Annotated in this window: 17 protein-coding genes; 4 read left to right on the plus strand and 13 right to left on the minus strand. The window is 67.8% G+C overall.

Features of this window, described 5'->3' with window-relative positions:
• Nucleotides 1-12: 12 nt before the first annotated feature.
• Nucleotides 13-795 (minus strand): alpha/beta hydrolase fold domain-containing protein, encoded by a 783-nt coding sequence (locus Q4I23_RS02790; protein ID WP_498525233.1) that lies wholly within the window; start codon nucleotides 793-795, stop codon nucleotides 13-15.
• Between the two features lie 178 nt (nucleotides 796-973).
• Nucleotides 974-2,398, minus strand: a complete 1,425-nt coding sequence (locus Q4I23_RS02795; protein ID WP_498525234.1) for an FAD/NAD(P)-binding protein — start codon at nucleotides 2,396-2,398, stop codon at nucleotides 974-976.
• Nucleotides 2,399-2,592: 194 nt separating this feature from the next.
• On the opposite strand from Q4I23_RS02795, the gene Q4I23_RS02800 reads away from it, so the two are divergent.
• Nucleotides 2,593-3,597 (plus strand): C-terminal binding protein, encoded by a 1,005-nt coding sequence (locus Q4I23_RS02800; RefSeq protein WP_498525235.1) that lies wholly within the window; start codon nucleotides 2,593-2,595, stop codon nucleotides 3,595-3,597.
• Between the two features lie 10 nt (nucleotides 3,598-3,607).
• On the opposite strand, the gene Q4I23_RS02805 is transcribed toward Q4I23_RS02800, so the two are convergent.
• The 10 genes from Q4I23_RS02805 to Q4I23_RS02850 all read right to left on the minus strand — a co-directional run bounded on the left by Q4I23_RS02805 (nucleotide 3,608) and on the right by Q4I23_RS02850 (nucleotide 14,578).
• Nucleotides 3,608-4,678, minus strand: a complete 1,071-nt coding sequence (locus Q4I23_RS02805; RefSeq protein ID WP_498525236.1) for a malate/lactate/ureidoglycolate dehydrogenase — start codon at nucleotides 4,676-4,678, stop codon at nucleotides 3,608-3,610.
• A 2-nt stretch (nucleotides 4,679-4,680) separates the two neighbouring features.
• Nucleotides 4,681-5,922: a threonine synthase gene (locus tag Q4I23_RS02810; RefSeq protein WP_498525237.1), complete on the minus strand. Its 1,242-nt coding sequence runs from the start codon at nucleotides 5,920-5,922 to the stop codon at nucleotides 4,681-4,683.
• A 58-nt stretch (nucleotides 5,923-5,980) separates the two neighbouring features.
• Nucleotides 5,981-6,877 (minus strand): ABC transporter permease, encoded by an 897-nt coding sequence (locus tag Q4I23_RS02815; protein WP_454017751.1) that lies wholly within the window; start codon nucleotides 6,875-6,877, stop codon nucleotides 5,981-5,983.
• On the minus strand, nucleotides 6,874-7,722 hold the full coding sequence (locus tag Q4I23_RS02820; protein WP_498525238.1) for an ABC transporter ATP-binding protein: 849 nt from the start codon (nucleotides 7,720-7,722) through the stop codon (nucleotides 6,874-6,876). The genes Q4I23_RS02815 and Q4I23_RS02820 overlap by 4 nt, the downstream gene beginning before the upstream one ends.
• A gap of 4 nt (nucleotides 7,723-7,726) precedes the next feature.
• Nucleotides 7,727-8,749 carry an ABC transporter substrate-binding protein gene (locus tag Q4I23_RS02825; protein ID WP_454017749.1) on the minus strand — a complete coding sequence of 341 codons (1,023 nt, stop codon included), beginning with the start codon at nucleotides 8,747-8,749 and terminating at the stop codon, nucleotides 7,727-7,729.
• 213 nt (nucleotides 8,750-8,962) lie between these two features.
• Nucleotides 8,963-9,865 (minus strand): TauD/TfdA dioxygenase family protein, encoded by a 903-nt coding sequence (locus Q4I23_RS02830; RefSeq protein ID WP_498525239.1) that lies wholly within the window; start codon nucleotides 9,863-9,865, stop codon nucleotides 8,963-8,965.
• A 90-nt stretch (nucleotides 9,866-9,955) separates the two neighbouring features.
• Nucleotides 9,956-10,939 carry an ABC transporter substrate-binding protein gene (locus Q4I23_RS02835; protein ID WP_498525240.1) on the minus strand — a complete coding sequence of 328 codons (984 nt, stop codon included), beginning with the start codon at nucleotides 10,937-10,939 and terminating at the stop codon, nucleotides 9,956-9,958.
• A 351-nt stretch (nucleotides 10,940-11,290) separates the two neighbouring features.
• A complete protein-coding gene (gene guaA, locus Q4I23_RS02840; RefSeq protein ID WP_498525241.1) occupies nucleotides 11,291-12,841 on the minus strand; it encodes a glutamine-hydrolyzing GMP synthase in 1,551 nt (516 codons plus the stop codon).
• Between the two features lie 35 nt (nucleotides 12,842-12,876).
• A complete protein-coding gene (locus tag Q4I23_RS02845; RefSeq protein ID WP_454017745.1) occupies nucleotides 12,877-13,434 on the minus strand; it encodes a GNAT family N-acetyltransferase in 558 nt (185 codons plus the stop codon).
• Nucleotides 13,435-13,558: 124 nt separating this feature from the next.
• Nucleotides 13,559-14,578 (minus strand): purine-nucleoside phosphorylase, encoded by a 1,020-nt coding sequence (locus tag Q4I23_RS02850; RefSeq protein ID WP_498525242.1) that lies wholly within the window; start codon nucleotides 14,576-14,578, stop codon nucleotides 13,559-13,561.
• Nucleotides 14,579-14,957: 379 nt separating this feature from the next.
• Between Q4I23_RS02850 and Q4I23_RS02855 the strand changes: the two genes are divergently transcribed.
• Nucleotides 14,958-15,542, plus strand: a complete 585-nt coding sequence (locus Q4I23_RS02855; RefSeq protein WP_498525243.1) for a hypothetical protein — start codon at nucleotides 14,958-14,960, stop codon at nucleotides 15,540-15,542.
• Nucleotides 15,543-15,637: 95 nt separating this feature from the next.
• On the opposite strand, the gene Q4I23_RS02860 is transcribed toward Q4I23_RS02855, so the two are convergent.
• On the minus strand, nucleotides 15,638-17,005 hold the full coding sequence (locus Q4I23_RS02860) for an RsmB/NOP family class I SAM-dependent RNA methyltransferase (RefSeq protein ID WP_498525244.1): 1,368 nt from the start codon (nucleotides 17,003-17,005) through the stop codon (nucleotides 15,638-15,640).
• Nucleotides 17,006-17,282: 277 nt separating this feature from the next.
• Here Q4I23_RS02860 and mltA point away from each other — a divergent pair, with 277 nt between their 5' ends.
• On the plus strand, nucleotides 17,283-18,449 hold the full coding sequence (gene mltA / locus Q4I23_RS02865; protein ID WP_498525245.1) for a murein transglycosylase A: 1,167 nt from the start codon (nucleotides 17,283-17,285) through the stop codon (nucleotides 18,447-18,449).
• Between the two features lie 13 nt (nucleotides 18,450-18,462).
• Nucleotides 18,463-18,981 carry a GNAT family N-acetyltransferase gene (locus Q4I23_RS02870; protein WP_498525246.1) on the plus strand — a complete coding sequence of 173 codons (519 nt, stop codon included), beginning with the start codon at nucleotides 18,463-18,465 and terminating at the stop codon, nucleotides 18,979-18,981.
• Nucleotides 18,982-18,988: the final 7 nt, after the last annotated feature.

Here is an 18,988-nt window from a genome sequence, read left to right on the forward strand (position 1 = left end):
ACGCGATAGCTGTTATAGTCTCGTGGGCTCGGAGATGTGTATAAGAGACAGGGGATCGTCGGGGGTGGCCGCGCCGCCGAGATACTGACGCCAGTACCAGCGCATCCGCGCCGTCGTCAGGCCGTACCGCCCATCGCCGAACCGACGGTGCGACACGGTGTCGAAGTCATGCGCGAACATGCCGTAGAACAGGAGCCCGAAGGACACCTGAGGCTCCCCCGGCGCACGGGCGGCGAGGGCGAGGCCAAGCGCGAGGTTGGCTCCGGCGGAGTCGCCGCCAACCGCGATCCGGGCCGCGTCGATCCCATGCTCCGCCCCAACGGCGGCAACCCAACGCAGGGCCGCCAGCGCCTCCTCATGCTGGTGCGGGAAGCAGCGCTCCGGCGCCAGACTGTAGCGCACCGCGCAGACCACGGCGCCGCTGTGCAGGGCGAGCAGCCTCAGCAGCCGGTCATGGGTGTCCACGCTGTTCACGACGAAGCCACCGCCGTGGAAATAGACCAGGACGGGCAACCTCGCGGCACCACGATCCGCCGGGCGGTAGAGGCGCAACGCCAAAGGGCCGGCGGGACCGGCCGCGGCCACCTCCGTCACATCGACGGCAAGCGGCGCGGGACCGTTCAGAAAGGCGTGATAACGCTCCGCCGCCGCACGGGCTTCGGCGAGAGGAAGACTCAAGGGATCGGCGGGAGCGGCGCCGAGACGGGCGGCCGCCTCGTTCATCGCGATGACCTGAGGGTCCAGGCGTGCCGTCGTGGGCTGCACGGTTGTGGGCCGCAAGATGGTGTCCGGCATGACATCCTCCTTCTCAACCGAAGCGACGGCGGACAGCCGCGCGGACCGGGAGCGGTGCCGGCAATCGGGAAAGCCTCCGACTGCCGGGCGGAAATCAACACTGGGCACCATGATAAACACTTTAAATCTACTATGTAAATAGGTTTATTTGATCTTTAATTACACGCTTGAAATGTTCTTACGCGGAAAGGCGTTTCCTCACATTCCAGCGGACGAGGGCCAACGCGGCGTCGGCGCATTGGCTGCGCAGTTCCGGCACCGCGGTCATCTCCCAGAATGGTGCACGGCTGACCGGGCCGAGCGCGAAGAGGCGGTCGGACACCGCCCCACCCTCGCCGATCAATGCCCCCTCCTCGGTGACGTCGAGGCCGAGGCGCAAGGGGTCGGGGCGGGCCAGCCCCTGCTGAAGCAAGGCGCGCATCAGCGGATGGCGGATGCGCCCGAAGTCGCACTCGGTGCCGGTCGCGTTGACGATGGTGCCCACCGTGCGTGTCCAGAGCGCGTCTTCGGCGCCCCGCGCGCGGACCGTCGCCTCCACCCCCTCGGGGGTCAAGGCCAGAGCCTGAAGGCGCCCGGCGCGGACGGTCAGTTGCCCGCTCTCGCGCAGGCCATCAATGCGTGCGGCCACCTCCGGCGCCATGCGGTGGCGGTGCACCTCCCAGTAAGGCCGGGCGTGACGCAGGAAGCGCTGCCGCTCCTCCAGCGGCAGATGCTTCCAGATCAGCGGGTGGAAGGGCCGCAGGGAGTCGAAGGCGGCACGCCAGTCCAGCCCCTCCTCCCGCGCGCGGCGGACGTCGGCCTTAAGGGCGATCAGCACGTCCAGCACCGTGCCGGGCATCGTCTGGGGATGGACGAAGCTCTTGAAGGGACGCGTCTCCAGATGGGTGGTGGGCAGCAGCCCGCGGCGAGACAGCGCCAGGATCGGACCGCGGTGGCCCTGGTTCTCCAGGGACAGCACGACGTCGACCATCGTCAGCCCGGTGCCGAGGATCAGCACCGGCGCGTCCGGATCGATGGCGGCGACGGCCTCGCGGTTCCAGGGATCGCCGATGAAGCGCTCCGACGCGAAGACCTCCGGCGCCGCGATGCGCGGCGGCGAAGGGGGAAAATGCCCGACGCAGAGCACCGCCCGGTCCACCGCGAGGCTGTCCCCGTTGGCGAGCCGCAGACGCACGCCGCTGCCGGCGACGCCGTCCAGCGCCGCATCCACCGCTTCCGCCTGCACCGTGTCGAGCGTCACATGGGCGGGAGCCTCCGCCTGGGCCTCGCGCAGCACGTCCTGGATGTACGCGCCGTAGAGCCGGCGCGACACAAAGGCATGGCCGCTCGGCGGCACGTCGCCACCGAGGTCCTTCGCCCACAGCCAGCGTAGGAAGTGGCGCGGGTCGTCGGGATAGGCGCTCATGTTGTAGGCGCGCACGTTCAACAGATGCGCCGCGCTGTCGGTGGAATAGGCCAGCCCGGTGCCCAGCGTGCCGGCACGCTCGATCAGATGGATGCGCGTCGGCTCCTCCGCCTTGCGCAGAAGGTGGGCCGCCAGGATACTGCCGGTGAAGCCGGCGCCGACGATGGCGATGCTGTGCGCGGTGTCGTGGGACGGCATGCTCGTCGTTCCTCTCCCTGTGTCCAGCACCCCGCGGGGCGCCCCCGAATTGACATCATTAGAGCACCATGAATCCCTATTTAACAAGTTGGCTTTTGCCGTATCGTATGTGCTTTCATATGCCACGCGTCAAAAACAACTTATAAAATTTGTTGATTTCCCTTGACCATCAGGACCCGGACCGCAGAATGACCATGGGCAAGCGTGCACCCTTCGTCGTCGGAATCACCGACCACATGATCCCTCCGCCGGACCTGGAGGCGGCGGTTCTCGACGGCTGTGCCGAGGTGGATTTCCTCGACACCCGCCGCGAGGAGGATCTGGACCCGGAGCGTCTGGCCCGGCTGGACGTGCTGCTGGTGTGGAGCACCCGCATCGGCCCGGCGACGGTGGCCAAGCTGCCGCGCTGCCGCGTCGTCGTGCGGTTCGGTGTCGGCTACGACAAGGTCGACGTGGCGGCGCTGGAGGCCGCGGGCATTCCCTTCTGCAACAACCCGGACTATGGGACGGAGGAGGTGGCCGACCACGCCGTCTCCCTGCTGCTCTCCCTGCAGCGCCGCCTGTGGGAGCATGACGCCCGCGCCCGCGGCTACAGCACGACGTGGCAGGCCAACACCCTGACCCCGCTGCGGCGGTCCAGCGCGGCGACGGTCGGCGTCGTTGGCGTGGGGCGGATCGGCACGGCGGTGGTGAACCGGCTGAAGCCCTTCGGCTACCGCATCCTCGGCTACGATCCGCAGCAGCCGGCCGGGCACGAGAAGGCGGTCGGCTACCGCCGCGTCCGCCGGCTCGACGAGTTGCTGGCCGAATCCGACATCGTGACCTTCCACTGCCCGCTGACGCCGGAGACCCGCGGCCTGATCGACGCGGACTTCCTGGCGAAGCTGAAGCCCGGCGCCCTGCTGGTGAACACGGCGCGCGGCGAGATGTTCGCCGGGCTGGACCCGCTGGAGGCGGCGCTGCGCAGCGGCCAGGTCGCCGCGGTGGGGACCGACGTGCTGCCGACCGAACCGCCCGCCCCTCACCCGCTGCTGGACGCGTGGCGCCGACGGGAGTCCTGGCTGGAAGGCCGTCTCGTGGTCACGCCGCACAACGCGTTCCATTCCGACGAGGCGGCGATCGAGATGCGCCGCAACGCCGCCGAGACCGCCCGCCTGTTCCTGGAGGACGGGGTTCTGCGCAACCGCATCCTGCCCTGACCCCACCCGGTCAGGCCCCCAGGAAGGCCGGAACGTCGAGGCCGAGCGCGCCCCCGATCCCGTGCAGGGCGCGCACGGTGTCGGGGTCGAGCGTGATGCCGTGTTCGGCGGCCAACACCCGGCTCCGCCGCTCCGGCCCGCCGGGCACCAGCACGCCGTCACCGCCCGGCACTGGCGGGGTGTCCTGGATGTGGTCCAGCACCGCGTCGGTCAACGCCTGCCAGCCGCCGTCCTCCGCACCGGACACCCGCGCCGGGTCGATCAGGAAGGCCAGCGCGTTGTTCACCACCCGGCCCGGACGCAGGTTCTCCGGCAGGGCCGGCAGCCCGCCGGCCAGCGCCCCGGCGAGGATCTCGCAGGCGAGCGCCAGCCCGTAACCCTTATGCCCGCCAAAGGGCAGGATGGCGCCGGTCGGATCGCGGAACATCACGCCGGGGTCGCGCGTCGGCGCGCCCCGTTCGTCGATCAGCAGGCCGTCGGCGACCTCCTTCCCGGAGGCGGCAGCGACACGGCATTTGTTGGCCGCCACCGCGCTGGTCGCGAAATCCAGCAGGAAGGGTGAATGGCCCGGCGTGGCGGGAACGGCGATGCAGATCGGGTTGGTGCCCAGCCGCGGCCGCCCGCCGCCATGGGGTGCGGCCAGAGGCCGGCTGACCACGTTGACGAAGAAGACGCCGATCAAGCCGGCCGCGATGCACTGCTCACCGTAGGAGCCGACCCGCCCGATGTGGTGGGCGTTGCGCAGGGCGAGCACGCAGGCCCCACCGGCCTTGGCCCGCGCGATGGCGAGGTCCGTCGCCTCCCGCGCGATCACCTGCCCATAGCCAACCTCCCCGTCCACCACCAGGAACGGCGCCTCGTCGCGGACGACGCGGGCGTGCCGGTTGGGTTGCAGGTGGCCCAGCCCCAGGCTCTTCGCGTAGACGGCGATCTGGCACACGCCGTGGCTGGCGTGGCCGGTGGCGTCGGAGTCCACGAGGTTGGCGGCGACGATGGCCGCCTCCTCCGGGCTGCTGCCGGACCGTTGCAGGATGGCTTCCAGAAGGGCCACCAGACGGTCCGCGGCGTAGGGTTCGCCCATCCTCAGAACACCGAATAGTCGATGGGCAGGTGGCGGTCGAGCGTCCGGTGGACGGGCGGCAGCGGGTACTTCAGCCCGGTCGCGCAGTTGAACAGCACGGCGCGCTCGTCGCGGCCCACCCGCCCATCGGCCAGCGCCTGCTTGTAGGCGGCGTAGGTGGCGGCGCCCTCCGGGCACAGCAGGAATCCCTCCTCCCGCGCCGCCTCGTCAAGGGCCGCCTGGATGGCCTCGTCCGGCACGGCGACGGCGAAGCCGCCGCTCTCCCGCACGGCGCGCAGAATCAGAAAGTCGCCGACCGCCTGCGGCACGCGGATGCCGGACGCGATGGTGTGCGCGTCCGGCCAGCGCGGGGCGTGCTCCTCCCCGGCCTCGTAGGCGCGGACCATCGGGGCGCAGCCGGCGGCCTGCACCGCGACCATGCGCGGGCGCTTGGACCCGATGAAGCCGATGGCCTCCAGCTCGGCGAAGGCCTTCCACATGCCAATCAGCCCGGTGCCGCCGCCGGTCGGGTAGAAGATGACGTCCGGCACCTCCCAGCCGAGCTGCTCGGCCAGTTCCAGACCCATGGCCTTCTTGCCTTCGATCCGGTAGGGCTCCTTCAGGGTGGAGACGTCGAACCAGCCGGCCTTGGCCTTGCCCTCCCCCACGATCTTGCCGCAGTCGTCGATCAGCCCGTTGACGCGGTAGACCGTGGCGCCCTGGAGTTCGATCTCCGAGACGTTGACCTCCGGCGTGTCCTCTGGGCAGAAGATCGTCGTCTTGATGCCCGCCCGCGTCGCGTAGGCGGCCAGCGCCGCGCCGGCGTTGCCGTTGGTCGGCATGGCCATGTGCTTGATTCCGAAAGCCTTCGCCATGGACACCGCCATGACCAGCCCGCGCGCCTTGAAGGAGCCGGTGGGCAGCCGCCCTTCGTCCTTCACCAGCAGCTCGGCAGCGCCCAGCTTGGCGGCGAGCTTGGGCAGCGCGACCAGCGGGGTCACCGCCTCGCCCAGGCTGACGATGTCCTGCACCCGGCGCACCGGCAGCAGTTCGCGATAGCGCCACAAATCCTGCGGGCGTTCGGCCAACGCGTCCTTGGTCAGCGCACCGCGCACCCCCTCCAGGTCGTAGCGGACGAGCAGCGGCTTTCCGGCCTTGGACAGGTTGTGGACGGTGTCGGCCTCGTACCGCTCGCCGGTGTAGGCGCATTCCAGATGCGTGACGAAGGTCGGGCGCTCGGTGGTCAGGTTGCTGTCGAAAGGCACGGATGGATTTCCTTGCTGAAGGCTCACGTCAATCCCCTCTTCCCAGAGGAGCGAGGGCTTATCGGACCATTCCCCACTTGCGGACGGTGTGGGTCTCGATCCAGCGGAAGACGACGTTCTCGACGACGAGGCCGATCAGGATGACGGTGACGAGGCCGGCGAACACCTTGTCGATGTACAGCTCGTTGCGGTTTTGGAAGATGAACCAGCCCAGCCCGCCCTTGCCCGACGAGACGCCGAACACCAACTCCGCCGCGATCAGCGTGCGCCAGGCGAAGGCCCAGCCGACCTTCAACCCGGTCAGGATGGCCGGAAAGGCCGCCGGAATCAGCATGGTGACGACGTAGCGGATGCCGCTCAGCCCGTAATTCCGTCCGGCCATGCGCAGCGTTTCCGACACCGAGGTGAAGCCGGCGTGCGTGTTCAGCGCCAGAGGCCACAGAACGGCGTGGACGAGAACGAAGGTCAGGCTGACCGCCCCCAGCCCGAACCACAGCATGGCGATGGGCAGCAGCGCGATGGCCGGCAAGGGGTTGAACATGGAGGTCAGCGTGGACAGCACGTCGTTGCCGATGCGCGTGGACACCGCGAAGCTGGTCAGCAGAATGGCCAGCACCACGGCGATGGCGTAGCCCTTCAGAAGAACCGACAGCGACACCCAGGCCATCGACAGCAGGTTCTCCCGCCAGATCGCCTCCCACAGCGCCGCGACGGTGGCGGTGAAGGTGGGAAACATCAGCGGGTTGTTCTGCCACGTCGCGGCGATCTGCCAGAGCAGCGCCACCGCGGCCAGAACGGCGAAGCGGCGGAGCGCGGTGATGTTGCCGATCCGCTCCCACAGGGACAGCGGTCGGGCGACGTCACCGATCGGGCCGGTGGTGGCGACCGTCCGTTCATACTCCGGGCGGACGGGCGGCACACGGCGGCCTTGCGGCGCCAGGGACAGGCCGGTCATGACGGCAGCCCCTTCACCGTTTCCACCTCGTCGGCGAACAGCATGGTGTGGATGCGCTGGGCGGTGTCCTGGAACGCCGGGCTGCCGACCGCGAAGTGATCGTAGCGGTCGCAGTTCAGCTCAGCCTTCACCTGCCCGGGATGCGGCGACAGCACCAGGATGCGCGAGCCGACGACCAGCGCCTCCTCGATGGAATGGGTGACGAACAGCACGGTGAAGCGCAGATCGTCCCAGAGCTGGAGCAGTTCCTCCTGCATCTTGCGGCGGGTCAGCGCGTCCAGCGCCGCGAAGGGCTCGTCCATCAGCAGGATGTCCGGCTCCATCGCCATGGCGCGGGCGATGGCGACGCGCTGTTTCATCCCGCCCGACAGCATGTGCGGATGCACGTCGGCGAACTTGGACAGGTTCACCCGTGCGATGCAGTCCAGCGCCTTCTCCTCGGCCTCCCGGCGCGACGCCTTGCCGCTGGCGAGCAGCGGGAACATGACGTTCTGCTTCACCGTCTTCCAGGGCGGAAGCTGATCGAACTCCTGGAACACCATCATGCGGTCCGGCCCCGGCCCGGTCACCGCGCGCCCGTTCAGACGAATGGCCCCCTCCACCGGCGCCAGGAAGCCGCCCACCGCCTTCAGCAGCGAGGACTTGCCACAACCGGACGGCCCCAGCAGGACATAGCGTTCCGCCTGGAACACCTGGAAATCGACGCGGTAGGTCGCGGTCACCAGATGGCGGCGCGTCTTGTACTGGAGCGTCACACCGGACACGTCCAGCAGCGGGCGTTCGGACACGCCGGCGCTGCCCACGCTGTCGGTGTCCACGCTGGCGGGATAGGTGAAGGCGTTCATCGGCTCAGCTCCCGGTTTCGCCGTGCAGGTCTTCGAAGAACAGGTCCTTCCAGGAGGCCGGCTTGTTCTTCATGGCGCCGACCTTGTGCATGAAGTCGGCGAAAGCCCCGACGCGGGCGGGGGAGACGGTGAACTGGTTGTCCGGGTCGTCGAGGATGCTGACGACGAAGGCCTTGTCGAGGTCGCCCCGGTTTTGCGCCAGATAGATGTCCGCCGCCGCGGAATGGTCGGCGTTGATGACGTCCATCGCCTCCTTCAGCGCGCCGAGGAAAGCCTGATAGGTCTTCGGATTCTTGGCGCGGAAGGCTTCCTTCGCCCAGATCAGGTTGAAGGTGTGCGGCCCGCCCAGCACGTCGTAGGAGCTGAAGACCTTGTGGATCTTCGGGTCGCGGAGCTGCTGGTACTGGAACGGCGGGCCGGAGATGTGGCCGGTGATCTCCGACGAACCGGACAGCAGGGCGGCGGTGGCGTCGGGGTGCGGCAGCGAGACGGTCAGCTTGTCGAGCGCGTCGAACTTGCCTTCTCCGAACTCCTTCTCCACGGCCATCTGGAGGACGCGGGCCTGGACGCCGACCTTCACCGCCGGCAGGGCGATCTTGTCCTTGTCGGTGAAGTCCTTGAGCGTCTTGACGGTCTGGTTGGTGGTGGTCAGGAACAGCGGCATGCTGTTCAGGGCGGCGATGGCCTTGACGTTGGCGTTGCCCTTGGTGCGGTCCCAGATGGTCAGCAGCGGCCCGACGCCCGCTGACCCCAGATCGATGGAATCCGACAGCAGCGCGTCGTTCATCGCGGCCCCTCCGGAGAGCTGCACCCACTCCACATTGATGTCGAGACCCAGCTCCTTGCCGTGCTTTTCGATCAGCTTCTGATGGCGCAGCACATGCAGCGGCAGATAGCCCAGCCCATACTGTTCGGCGATCCGTATCCGGCCTTCCGCCGCCGCCGGACCGGCCAGCGCTGCGGCGGCAAGCCCCAGCCCGGCCAAGGCGCAGAGCGCGTGGCGGATGACACGTCCAGGGTTGACCATACGAACCTCCGATAAATTTTACCTAATCTCTAGTAGGAAAATGACATCATGATTCCACGAATGATTCAACAGGGAAAATCGCATTTAAATACAGATTAAATATGTTATTTATGCACAAAAGAAGATCGCGGAGCCGGCACGCCAGCCTGCCGGCTCCGCGACGCTTCGGACCGGCACGAGGGACGTGGACCCCCGCGCCGCATCCGGAGGACGTCAGGCGGCGAGGCTTGGCTTGCGGCCAAGCACGCGGGTCACGCTGGGACGGCCATCGACGCCGACCACCACATCGCCGGCCACCGTCGTGCGGCGGACGACGCGGGGACGGTCGCCGTAATCGTCGACGGCGCGGTGGATGGTGGCGCGGTTGTCCCAGATCGCCACGTCGCCCGGCGACCAGTGCCAGCGCACCGTGTTTTCCGGACGGGTGACGTGGTCCGTGAAGATACCGATCAGCCGGTTGGAATCGGAGGTGCCGAAGCCGACCAGCCGTTGCAGGAAATGCCCGACCAGCAGCGTGCGCTCACCGGTGACCGGATGCACGGAGACCAGCGGATGCTCCGTCTCGTAGACGGTGGAGGTGAAGACCTCGTTGAAGCGCTTCAGCCCGTCCTCGCGGACGTTTCCGCGGTCGCCCACGTAATCGTACTGGTTGGTGTGGATCGCCCGCAGCTTGTCGGCCAACTCACGCAGCGGCTCCGGCAGTTCGGCGTAGGCCGCCACCGTGTTGCCCCACAGCGTGTCGCCGCCGCGGTCCGGCAGTTCATGCGGGCGCAGGATGGTGATGCTGGGATAATCGCCGAGGAAGGTGATGTCGGCGTGCCAGGAGCTGGCGCGCTCCCCGCGGGAGCCGTCCACGTCCAGGATGCCTTCGGTCCCGCCGAGCGACGGGACAGTCGGATGGCCGACCAGGCTGCCCCACAGCCGCCCAAACGCCTCCTGCTGGATATCGTCAATGTGGTGCTGGTCGCGGACGAAGATCACCTTGTACTCGTGGACGGCGTCCTGGATCGCCTTCAGCACCGCCGGGTGCAGATCGCCGGACAGGGTGACGCCGCGCAGTTCGGCGCCGATGTTGCCGTTGATGGGCTTGATGTCAAACGCGTTGGGAAGGCTCATCGGAATGTCTCCATTATCAAGTAAGGAATGACGCGAAAACGGTGAACGGGAAAACGGTGAGCGATCGGGAAGTGAAAGACCGGCGTCAGGTCAGCTCCCTGCTTCGCCATGCAAGATCGGGAAGGTATAGTCCTTCCATGAGGTCGGCCTGGTCTTGATCGAACCGACGCGGTGCATGAAATCGGCGATCACGCCGGTGTTGTGCGGAACCTGGGAATAGCTGATGTCCGGGTTGTCGAGCAGCGCCACCACCTCGTCCTGGGTCAGCTTGCTGCGCTCCTCCGCCAGATAGATGCGGGCAGCCTCGGCCTTGTCGTGCTTGATCAGGGCGAAGCCGTCACCCAGCGCCTTCACCACGGCGGCGGTGAGCTTCGGGTTCTCGTCGTAGAATTTCTGCGTGGCGTAGGACAGCACCAGCGTCGCTTCGCCGATCACGTCGCGCGAGTTCAGGATGCGGTGGACGTTCGGGTGGGCGAGCTGCTGCGACCCGTAGGTCGGGGTGGTGATGTGGCCGGTGATTTCCGTCTTGCCGGAAACCAGCGCCGCGGTGGCGTCCGGCGGGCTCAGCGTCGTGGTCAGCGGCTCGAAGTCATACTGGTGACCCGGCCCGAACTCCTTCTCCGCGGCGATCTGGAGAATGACCGAATTGATGGAGACCTTCACCGCCGGCACCGCGATGCGGTCCTTGTCGGTCAGGTTGCGGATGCTGCGGACGTTCGGGTTGTTGCTGTTGAGCCAGTAGGCCGAGGAGTCCAGCCCCGAGATGGCCTTCACGCCGATACCGCCGCGCGTCTTGTCCCAGACGGTCAGCAGCGGCGCGATGCCGGCGGAGACGATATGGGCGTTGCCGCTCAGCAGCGCGTCGTTGGCGGCGACCCCGCCGTTCAACACCAGCCAGTTGACCTTGAGCGGCCCGATCCCCTGCTCCTCGGCGTGTTTTTCGATCAGCCCCTGGTTCTTGGCGATCATCAGCGGCAGGTAGCCCAGCCCGTACTGGATGGCGATGGTCAGGTCCGTCGCCTCGGCCCGCGCGCCACCGGAGGCAAGGAGGGCCACGCCCGCCGCCAGGGTCATGCCGAGAAAAGCCCGTCTTGCGGTGGACCCGACCCGTTTCACACCCGCTGTCATCGAAGCCTCCCGAGATGGCGTCACCAAGGTTGATTTGTGCCTCGATCACACCAATCCAGCGTCGTCCTGTCAAATAAAATATACTAACTTAATAGATTTTCAAAGCCTAAAATTACATATTTATTTTGTTTTTTAAGCCGTCTGTGTTTGTCACGGCATCGCTCTCACAAGGGCGCGCGAACCACCTTCCACCGGACCATTCCAGGCACCGATTGCGCATGAAAAAAAGCCGCCAGGAGCTTCGCTGCTCCTGACGGCCTTCCGTGTTCAATCCTTATCGACGGCAACCGCCGCGGATCATTCCCACTCGATGGTGCCGGGTGGCTTCGACGTGATGTCGTAGACCACCCGGTTCACGCCACGCACCTCGTTGACGATGCGGTTCGACACGCGGGCCAGGAAGTCGTGCGGGAACGGGTACCAGTCGGCGGTCATGCCGTCGGTGGAGGTCACCGCGCGCAGGGCCAGCACATGGTCGTAGGTCCGCCCGTCGCCCATCACGCCCACGGTGCGCACCGGCAGCAGCACCGCGAAGGCCTGCCAGATCGCGTCGTAGAGACCGGCGTTGCGGATCTCCTCCAGATAGACCGTGTCGGCCTTGCGCAGGATGTCCAGCTTCTCCGGGGTGATCTCGCCGGGAATGCGGATGGCGAGGCCGGGACCGGGGAAGGGGTGACGCCCGATGAAAGCCGCCGGCAGGCCGAGTTCGCGGCCGAGCGCGCGGACCTCGTCCTTGAACAGCTCGCGCAGCGGCTCGACCAGCTTCAGCTTCATGCGCTCCGGCAGGCCGCCGACGTTGTGGTGCGACTTGATGGTGACCGAGGGGCCGCCGGTGAAGGACACGCTCTCGATCACGTCGGGGTACAGCGTGCCCTGGGCCAGGAACTGCGCGCCGCCGACCTTGGCGCTCTCTTCGTCGAACACCTCGATGAACAGGCCGCCGATGATCTTCCGCTTCTGCTCCGGGTCGGTGACGCCGGCCAGCTTGCCCAGGAACAGATCGGACGCGCTCCGGTGGACCAGCGGGATGTTGTAGTGGTCGCGGAACAGCGTCACCACCTCCTCCGCTTCGCCGGCGCGCATCAGGCCGGTGTCGACGAAGATGCAGGTGAGCTGGTCGCCGATGGCCTCGTGGATCAGCACGGCGGCCACCGAGGAATCGACGCCGCCCGACAGGCCGCAGATCACCTTGCCGCTGCCGACCTGGGCGCGGATCTTCTCGATGGCCTGCTGTTTGAAGGCGGCCATGGTCCAGTCGCCCTTCAGCCCGGCGACGCGGTGCACGAAGTTCGCCAGGAGCTGCGCGCCGTGCGGGGTGTGCACGACCTCCGGGTGGAACTGCACGCCGTAGAACTGGCGGGCGTCGTCGGCGATGGCGGCGAAGGGCGCACCGTCGCTGACCGCCACGGCCTGGAAGCCGTCCGGCAGGGCGGTGACGCGGTCGCCGTGGCTCATCCACACCTGCTCGCGCGAACCCACATCCCAGAGGCCGTCGAACAGCGCGCAGGTCTGCTTCACCTCGATGAAGGCGCGCCCGAACTCGCGGTGATCGGAGCCCGACACGGCGCCGCCGAGCTGGTGGCACATCGTCTGTTGGCCGTAGCAGATGCCCAGGACCGGAACGCCCAGCGTGAAGACCACCTCCGGCGCGCGGGGGCCGTTCTCCTCGGTGACGGAAGCCGGGCTGCCCGACAGGATGATCGCCTTCGGCGCGTAGTCGCGAATCCGCTCCTCGCTCATGCTGAACGGATGGATCTCGCAGTAAACGCCGGCTTCACGGACGCGGCGGGCGATGAGCTGGGTCACCTGCGACCCGAAATCGAGGATGAGAACGCGCTCGGCGGACATGGACGACAACCTGATGCGGGGGGACAAGCCCCTGACTACCGCATTTCAGGCCCCGCGGACAAGCGTGCAAGCGGGGCGAGGTCGCGCCAGCCATAGGCGATCTCCACCAGCTCCGCCCCGGCGAAGCGGATGGGCCGCTCCGCCACCCGGACACCGCCCAACCGCTCGTAGAACCAGCGCGCCGGGTTGTCGCGCAGACACCAGACCACGGCGGTGCGCTTGCCGCCCTCCTGGAGCCGCTCCGCCATGGTCGCCATCAGGCGACGGCCCAACCCCTGCCCCTGAGCCTCGTCCAGCAGATAGAGGGCGTAGAATTCCCCCTCGTACCCTTCCACGGGAATGCGGCGCCCGCCGTAGGTGGCGAATCCCACCACCGAGTCCGCACCGTCCACCACGACCAGGGCGCCCTGCCCCGGCCCGTGCGCCTGGACGGCGTTGTGCCAGCGCATCGCCGCGGCGGCTTCCGACAGGTTGACGAGATAGGCATCGGGGACGAGGCCCGGATAGGTGGATTGCCACGTGGCGACATGGACCTTGGCGATGCCCACCGCGTCCGACGGGCGCGCGTCGCGAATCACCAGCGCTTCATCCATGGGACATCTCCGGACCCGTTGCCCACCCCAATGGAAACTGGGAGCCGGGCCGGAGGATGTCCAGTCAGCCAAAAGGGCCGGGACGGGGCGACGGTGGAAGGCCGCCGCGCCACCGGCCTTCGGGTTACTGGGCCGGAAGGGCCGGAACGCCCGCCTGCCACTGGTCCCAGTGGGAAACGATGTGGTCGGTCATGCGCGAGCCGACCAGCGCCACGTTCCCCACCGTCTCGGCAAACCCGCCAGCGGTCTCGCCCGGCTTCGGGTCGAGATGCTCCAGCGTGGTCTCCTTGGGGTTGCCCTGGTCGAAGTTGACCGCGCCACGCAGGCTCATCACCCGGTCCGAGCCGAGGGTGCGCTTGATGACCAGAGTGATCGCCGCGGCCTCCATCTCGGTGATGACGTAATCGTCGGCGCCGTAGAGCTTGGCGATGTACTGCGCCTGCTCGGACATGCCGGGGCCGTGGAAGAAGGTGTCGCCGGTCATGTGCGTGCCGGTGCCGACGAAGGGCGCGCGCCGGGCGGCGTCCTGCGGGTAGCGCTGGCGGTAGGCGCGGGCGCTGTCGGAGTCCTTCAGCGGCGTGTCGCCGGTCAGCTTCATCGCCCAGGATACCAGAGTCGGGTTCAGCTGGAACAGGCGGACGGACTCGTAGCCCTTGCGCGGCATGAAGGTCGGCTCACCCGGTTTGCCCTCCTCCGGCGCCCAGCGGTGGCCCAGATCGTAATCCACCAGCCACGTCGCCCAGTTGACCTCGGCGATTGTGCCGCGCGACGGCGGAGTGCCGGCCACGCCGGAGATGATGAAATAGGCCTGCGACAGGTCGAGCTGCGGGTTCAGCAGGATGGCCTGCATGGATGCGGAGGAGCTGACCTTGCCCATGCCGAGAACCGCACCGCAGACGCCGTCGGCGTTGCAGTAGACGGGGTTCAACGCGCCCTTCACGGTGATCGGCTCGGCGGACTGCCAGTAGCGCTCGTACCAGTTCTGGAACTCGCCGGCGCGGTCGCCGGTGTTCTTGCCGATCTCGAACATGGCGCCGACAAACACCTTGACCTTGACCGGCTCAGCCGCTTCGGCGGAGGTGCCCAGCCCCAACAGAAAAAGGGCGGACAGGGCGGTGCTCCGCCAGCGGGACGTGTTCCACATCATTGCGCTCCAACATGCGGGGAAAGGTCGCACCCTAACCGCAAACCTCGCGTTAGGACCCGCACGAAATCAGCAGGCCGGTCCGTGTGTCTCCGCATGAGTGGCAGCCCGCACTCCAACGTCCTATTCCGAACAAACGATTCCCACACGCCCACTCCCTTACAATACTCATACCGGCCCGAGAACAAAGATCCGTCAACTCACGAGCGCTCTGACTTCCGATCTCATGCCACCGCGTGCAAAATATAAGTCGTATTACAAAGAATATAAAAATAGATCGCACACTCAGGCATACTTATTACTCTAATTATTACTAAATGATGATTAATTTATCTTTATAATCATGCAGAAATTTCAGAAGCACTGTGAACGACAACGCTTGAAGCCGGTCCAGGACGCGTTCAAGGGCGAGATCGCGGCGACCCATGGCGCCTATGGAAAGCCGACCGACCAAACGGCTATTCTCAGCGACGCCAGCGGATTTACGAAGAACATGCAGGGCTTCAAATCCGCGCTGGCCTCCATGGGGGAGGACGCGGGCTTCGCGGATCTGTACGCGGCGGACGGCGAGGCCGCCGAACAGAAGCTTCAGGAACTCGGTTTCGACCGGAACGTCTTCGGCAGCGGGTTCCAGAAATTTGCGGAAGCCGTTGACATTCCTGGCGACGGGCCGAAATCCGCCGCTCCGACATCGGCGCCCGCCGCGGAAAGCAAGATTGCCACGGTGTCATCAGCCATCACGAGCAAGCCGGCCGCCGAAAGCCCGCCGCCGAAAGCCCGCCGCCATCGGATACCAGCAAGCCAGCCTCGAACGACCCTGGCAACGCGCAGGCGGCGCTGTGCATGCTCCAATCGGCGCTTGGGTCGGGCGCGTCGAAAGGCGGAACCGGCGTCCTGGGCGCGGTTGCCGGAAACGCCAACGAAGGCCAGAACACGGTTGCCAGCGGCCTGCTGGAAGCCCTGAAGGCTGGAGCGGGAAAGCCGCAAACCGGAAACGCGCAGACCGGCGACACACTGCCGGCCTGACGCATCCCACCGGGGAAGGCTCCCCCGCCGATGTTACACCTCTGAAGGCGCCGGATCAGCCTCGGCCATCTGGTCCACCTCCGCCACAGCGTCCTCCTCCGCCTTGCGCACCATCACGGCGGCGAAGAAGCCGTCGGTGTCGTGGCGGGCCGGGGTCAGGCGCAGGTACGGCCCTTCGGCCGGCGGGGTGCCCGCCCCCTCCTCCGCCCAGACCTCGGCGACCGGCAGCACGGTGAAGTCGGGGTGGGTCTCGAGGAAGGAGGCCACCTGCTTCTCGTTCTCCTCCGGCAGCAGGGAGCAGGTGGCGTAGATCAGCCGCCCGCCGGGCTTCACCAGCCGGGCCGCGCTGTCCAGGATGTTCGCCTGGAGCGGCACCAGTTCCGCCAGGCCGGGGCCGAGCTGGCGCCAGCGGCTGTCGGGGTTGCGGCGCCAGGTGCCGGTGCCGCTGCACGGTGCGTCGACCAGCACGCGGTCGAACTTGCGCTTGTGCCGCTTCACCCAGGGATCGCGCTCGCTGGACAGCGGGTGCGCCTCGATGTTGTGCAGCCCGGCGCGGCGGAACCGCTCGGCGGCGCGCTTCAGGCGCCCGGCCAGCACGTCGCAGGCGACGACGCGGCCCTTGTTCTTCATCAGCGCGGCGATGGCCAGCGTCTTGCCGCCGGCCCCGGCGCAGAAATCGACCACCTGCTGCCCCGGTTTCGGCGCCACCGCGATCGCCACGAGCTGCGATCCCTCGTCCTGGATCTCGACCAGACCATCCTTGAAGGCGTCCACGGTGCCCAGCGGCGGACGGCCCTGGACGCGCAGGCCCAGCGGCGACCACTGCGTCGGCTCCGCGGTGATGTGGGCGCGGGCCAGCGCCTTGATCGCGCTCTCGCGGTTGGCCTTCACCGGGTTGATGCGCAGGTCGAGCGGCGCGGAGTCCAGCAAAGTCCGCATCTCCACCGCGAACCGGTCGCCCATGGCGGCGCGCATCGGCTCCTCGGCCCAGGGCGGGCACTCCACGGCCACGCTTTCCGGCATCTGCGGATGCTCCAGCGTGTGGGTGTCCAGCTCGTTGGCGAGCTTCGCCTCCTCCGGCGCCAGCGGGGCCGGGGCGAACTTGGTGGCGCCGAACAGCGCCTTGACCGTCGCCGCGGCCTTGCCCTCGGCCAGGATCTCGTTGGCGAGCGCGCGGGCGCGCGGGGTCGGCGGATGGCCCTGACGCTCCAGCCACCAGCACAGGCGGGCGTGCCGCCGCAGGATCGCGTAGGCCGTCTGCGCCACCGCGGTGCGGTCTTTCGACCCGATGTAGCGGCGGGCGCGGAAATAAGCGCTCATCACCGCGTCGGCGGGGCGCGGGGTTTCGTCGATCTCGGTCAGCAGGTCGATGACCGCCTGAAGGCGGGCGGCGGGGGTCATGGGATGGTCCTCGGATAGATTCCCTGCTCGATAACCCGAGCGGGGTGCGCTTGTCATCCCCCGCGCACGCGCGGCAGCCTTTCGAGTCGCCGATCCAGGCGCACGCCCTGTGACAAGACGACCGGCTTGAAACCATCCGCGCGAAGAGCGGTTGACCGCAATCCTGCGAATGAGGCAAAAAAGGGGTAGTTGTTCTTGTTCGAGCCATCTTGGCCGCGGCAAGTCCAGCCATCCCTCGTCTTTATCGTCTTCCTTGAATCTTGGTGCGGGGTCCGCGATGGCGGCTGCGGTCGGCAGTGTCATGGCGCGTGCGGTGGCGCGCGTCTCCACCCTTCTTGCGTTCGGCCTGCTGGCGGGCTGTGCCGGCGACGCGGCGACCGGTTCGGGACCGGGCGGCGGCGTCACCGCGGCGTCCTGGCGGCCGGGGATGGAGAAGGTCTCCGCGGACTTCCGCGGCCTGCCGGGCTGGATCGACGACGACCACGCGCAGGCATTGCCGGCCCTTCAACGCACCTGCCGCTGGGTGGCGGCTCAGCCCGCCGGCAAGCCGCTCGGTCCCAACCCCGCCGCCGGCACCACGTCGGACTGGCGCCCGATCTGCGAGGCGTTGCGCGGCCTGCCCGACGCCCAGCCGGAAACCGCCCGCCGCTTCTTCGAGGATCACTTCACCCCCGTCGCCCTGTCCGAGGGGCAGGAGGGGCTGTTCACGGGCTATTACGAGGTCGAGCTGCGCGGCAGCTGGACCCGGACCGAGCGCTACAACGTTCCCCTCTACAAGGCGCCCAAGCGGACCAAGCGTGGCCTGCCCAGCCGCGCCCGCATCACCGACGGCGCGCTGAAGGGCAAGGGGCTGGAGATCCTGTGGGTGGACGACCCCATCGACGCCTTCTTCCTGGAAATCCAGGGGTCGGGCCGGGTGCGGATGACCGACGGATCGGTGGTGGCTCTGGGTTACGGCGGGCAGAACGGCCACCGCTACGTCCCTATCGGGCGGCACCTGATCGACATCGGCTACGCCACGCCGGAGCAGGTGACCATGCCGCTGATCCGCCGCTGGCTGACCGAGCATCCCGGCGAGGCCCGGCGGGTGATGAACATGAACCCATCCTACGTCTTCTTCCAGCTCCGCCCGGATGTCGGCGCCCGCGGCGCGCGCAACATGGAACTGACGGCGGGCCGCAGCCTCGCCGTGGACCCCGGCTACGTCCCGCTGGGCGTGCCGCTGTGGCTGGACGTGCGCGAGGCCCCGGTGCCGCAGGGCGAGATCAAGCGCATCGTCGTCGCCCAGGACACCGGTGGTGCCATCAAGGGGGCGGTGCGCGGCGACCTGTTCTGGGGTCATGGGGCGGAGGCCGCCGAGGGCGCCGGCGTGATGAAGGCCAAGGGCCGCTACACAATGCTGGCGCCGCGCACCACCTCCTTCACGCTGGCGCAACGCCGCTGAGGTCTGGTTGTCGATGCTGGTTCGTCTGTCCGCCCTGCCCGACCGCGGGGCCGCCCTCGCCGCGCTGGAGGAGATCTTCTTCCTGTCCACGCTGCGCAAGGACTTCGCCTCGGCGGAGGAGCGCGCGGCCTTTTTCCGCATCTGGACGGGCTGGTATGTGGAGCGGGCGCCGGACGACGTGTGGTTCGCCTTCGCCGATGACGGTACCGTCATCGGCTATCTGACCGGCTGCAAGGACAGCGCCGGAGCGGTGGACCTCGCCCGCATCATTCCGAAATACGAAGTCTTCTCCGACCGCTTCGCCGCCTTTCCCGCCCATCTTCACGTCAACGTCCGGCCCGGCTTCCGGGATCGTGGGGTCGGGCGGGCGCTGGTGGACGGCTTCGCGGAGGAGTGCCGCGCCGATGGCCTGCCCGGCCTGCATCTGGTGACCGGGGTCTTCGCGCGGAACGTCGCTTTCTACCAGCGTGCCGGCTTCACCACGGCGACCCAGCGGGGGCCGCTGCTGTTCCTGGGCCGGCGCCTGGAGTGAGCGCCTT

Source organism: Azospirillum sp. UFLA03-27, assembly GCF_059803775.1.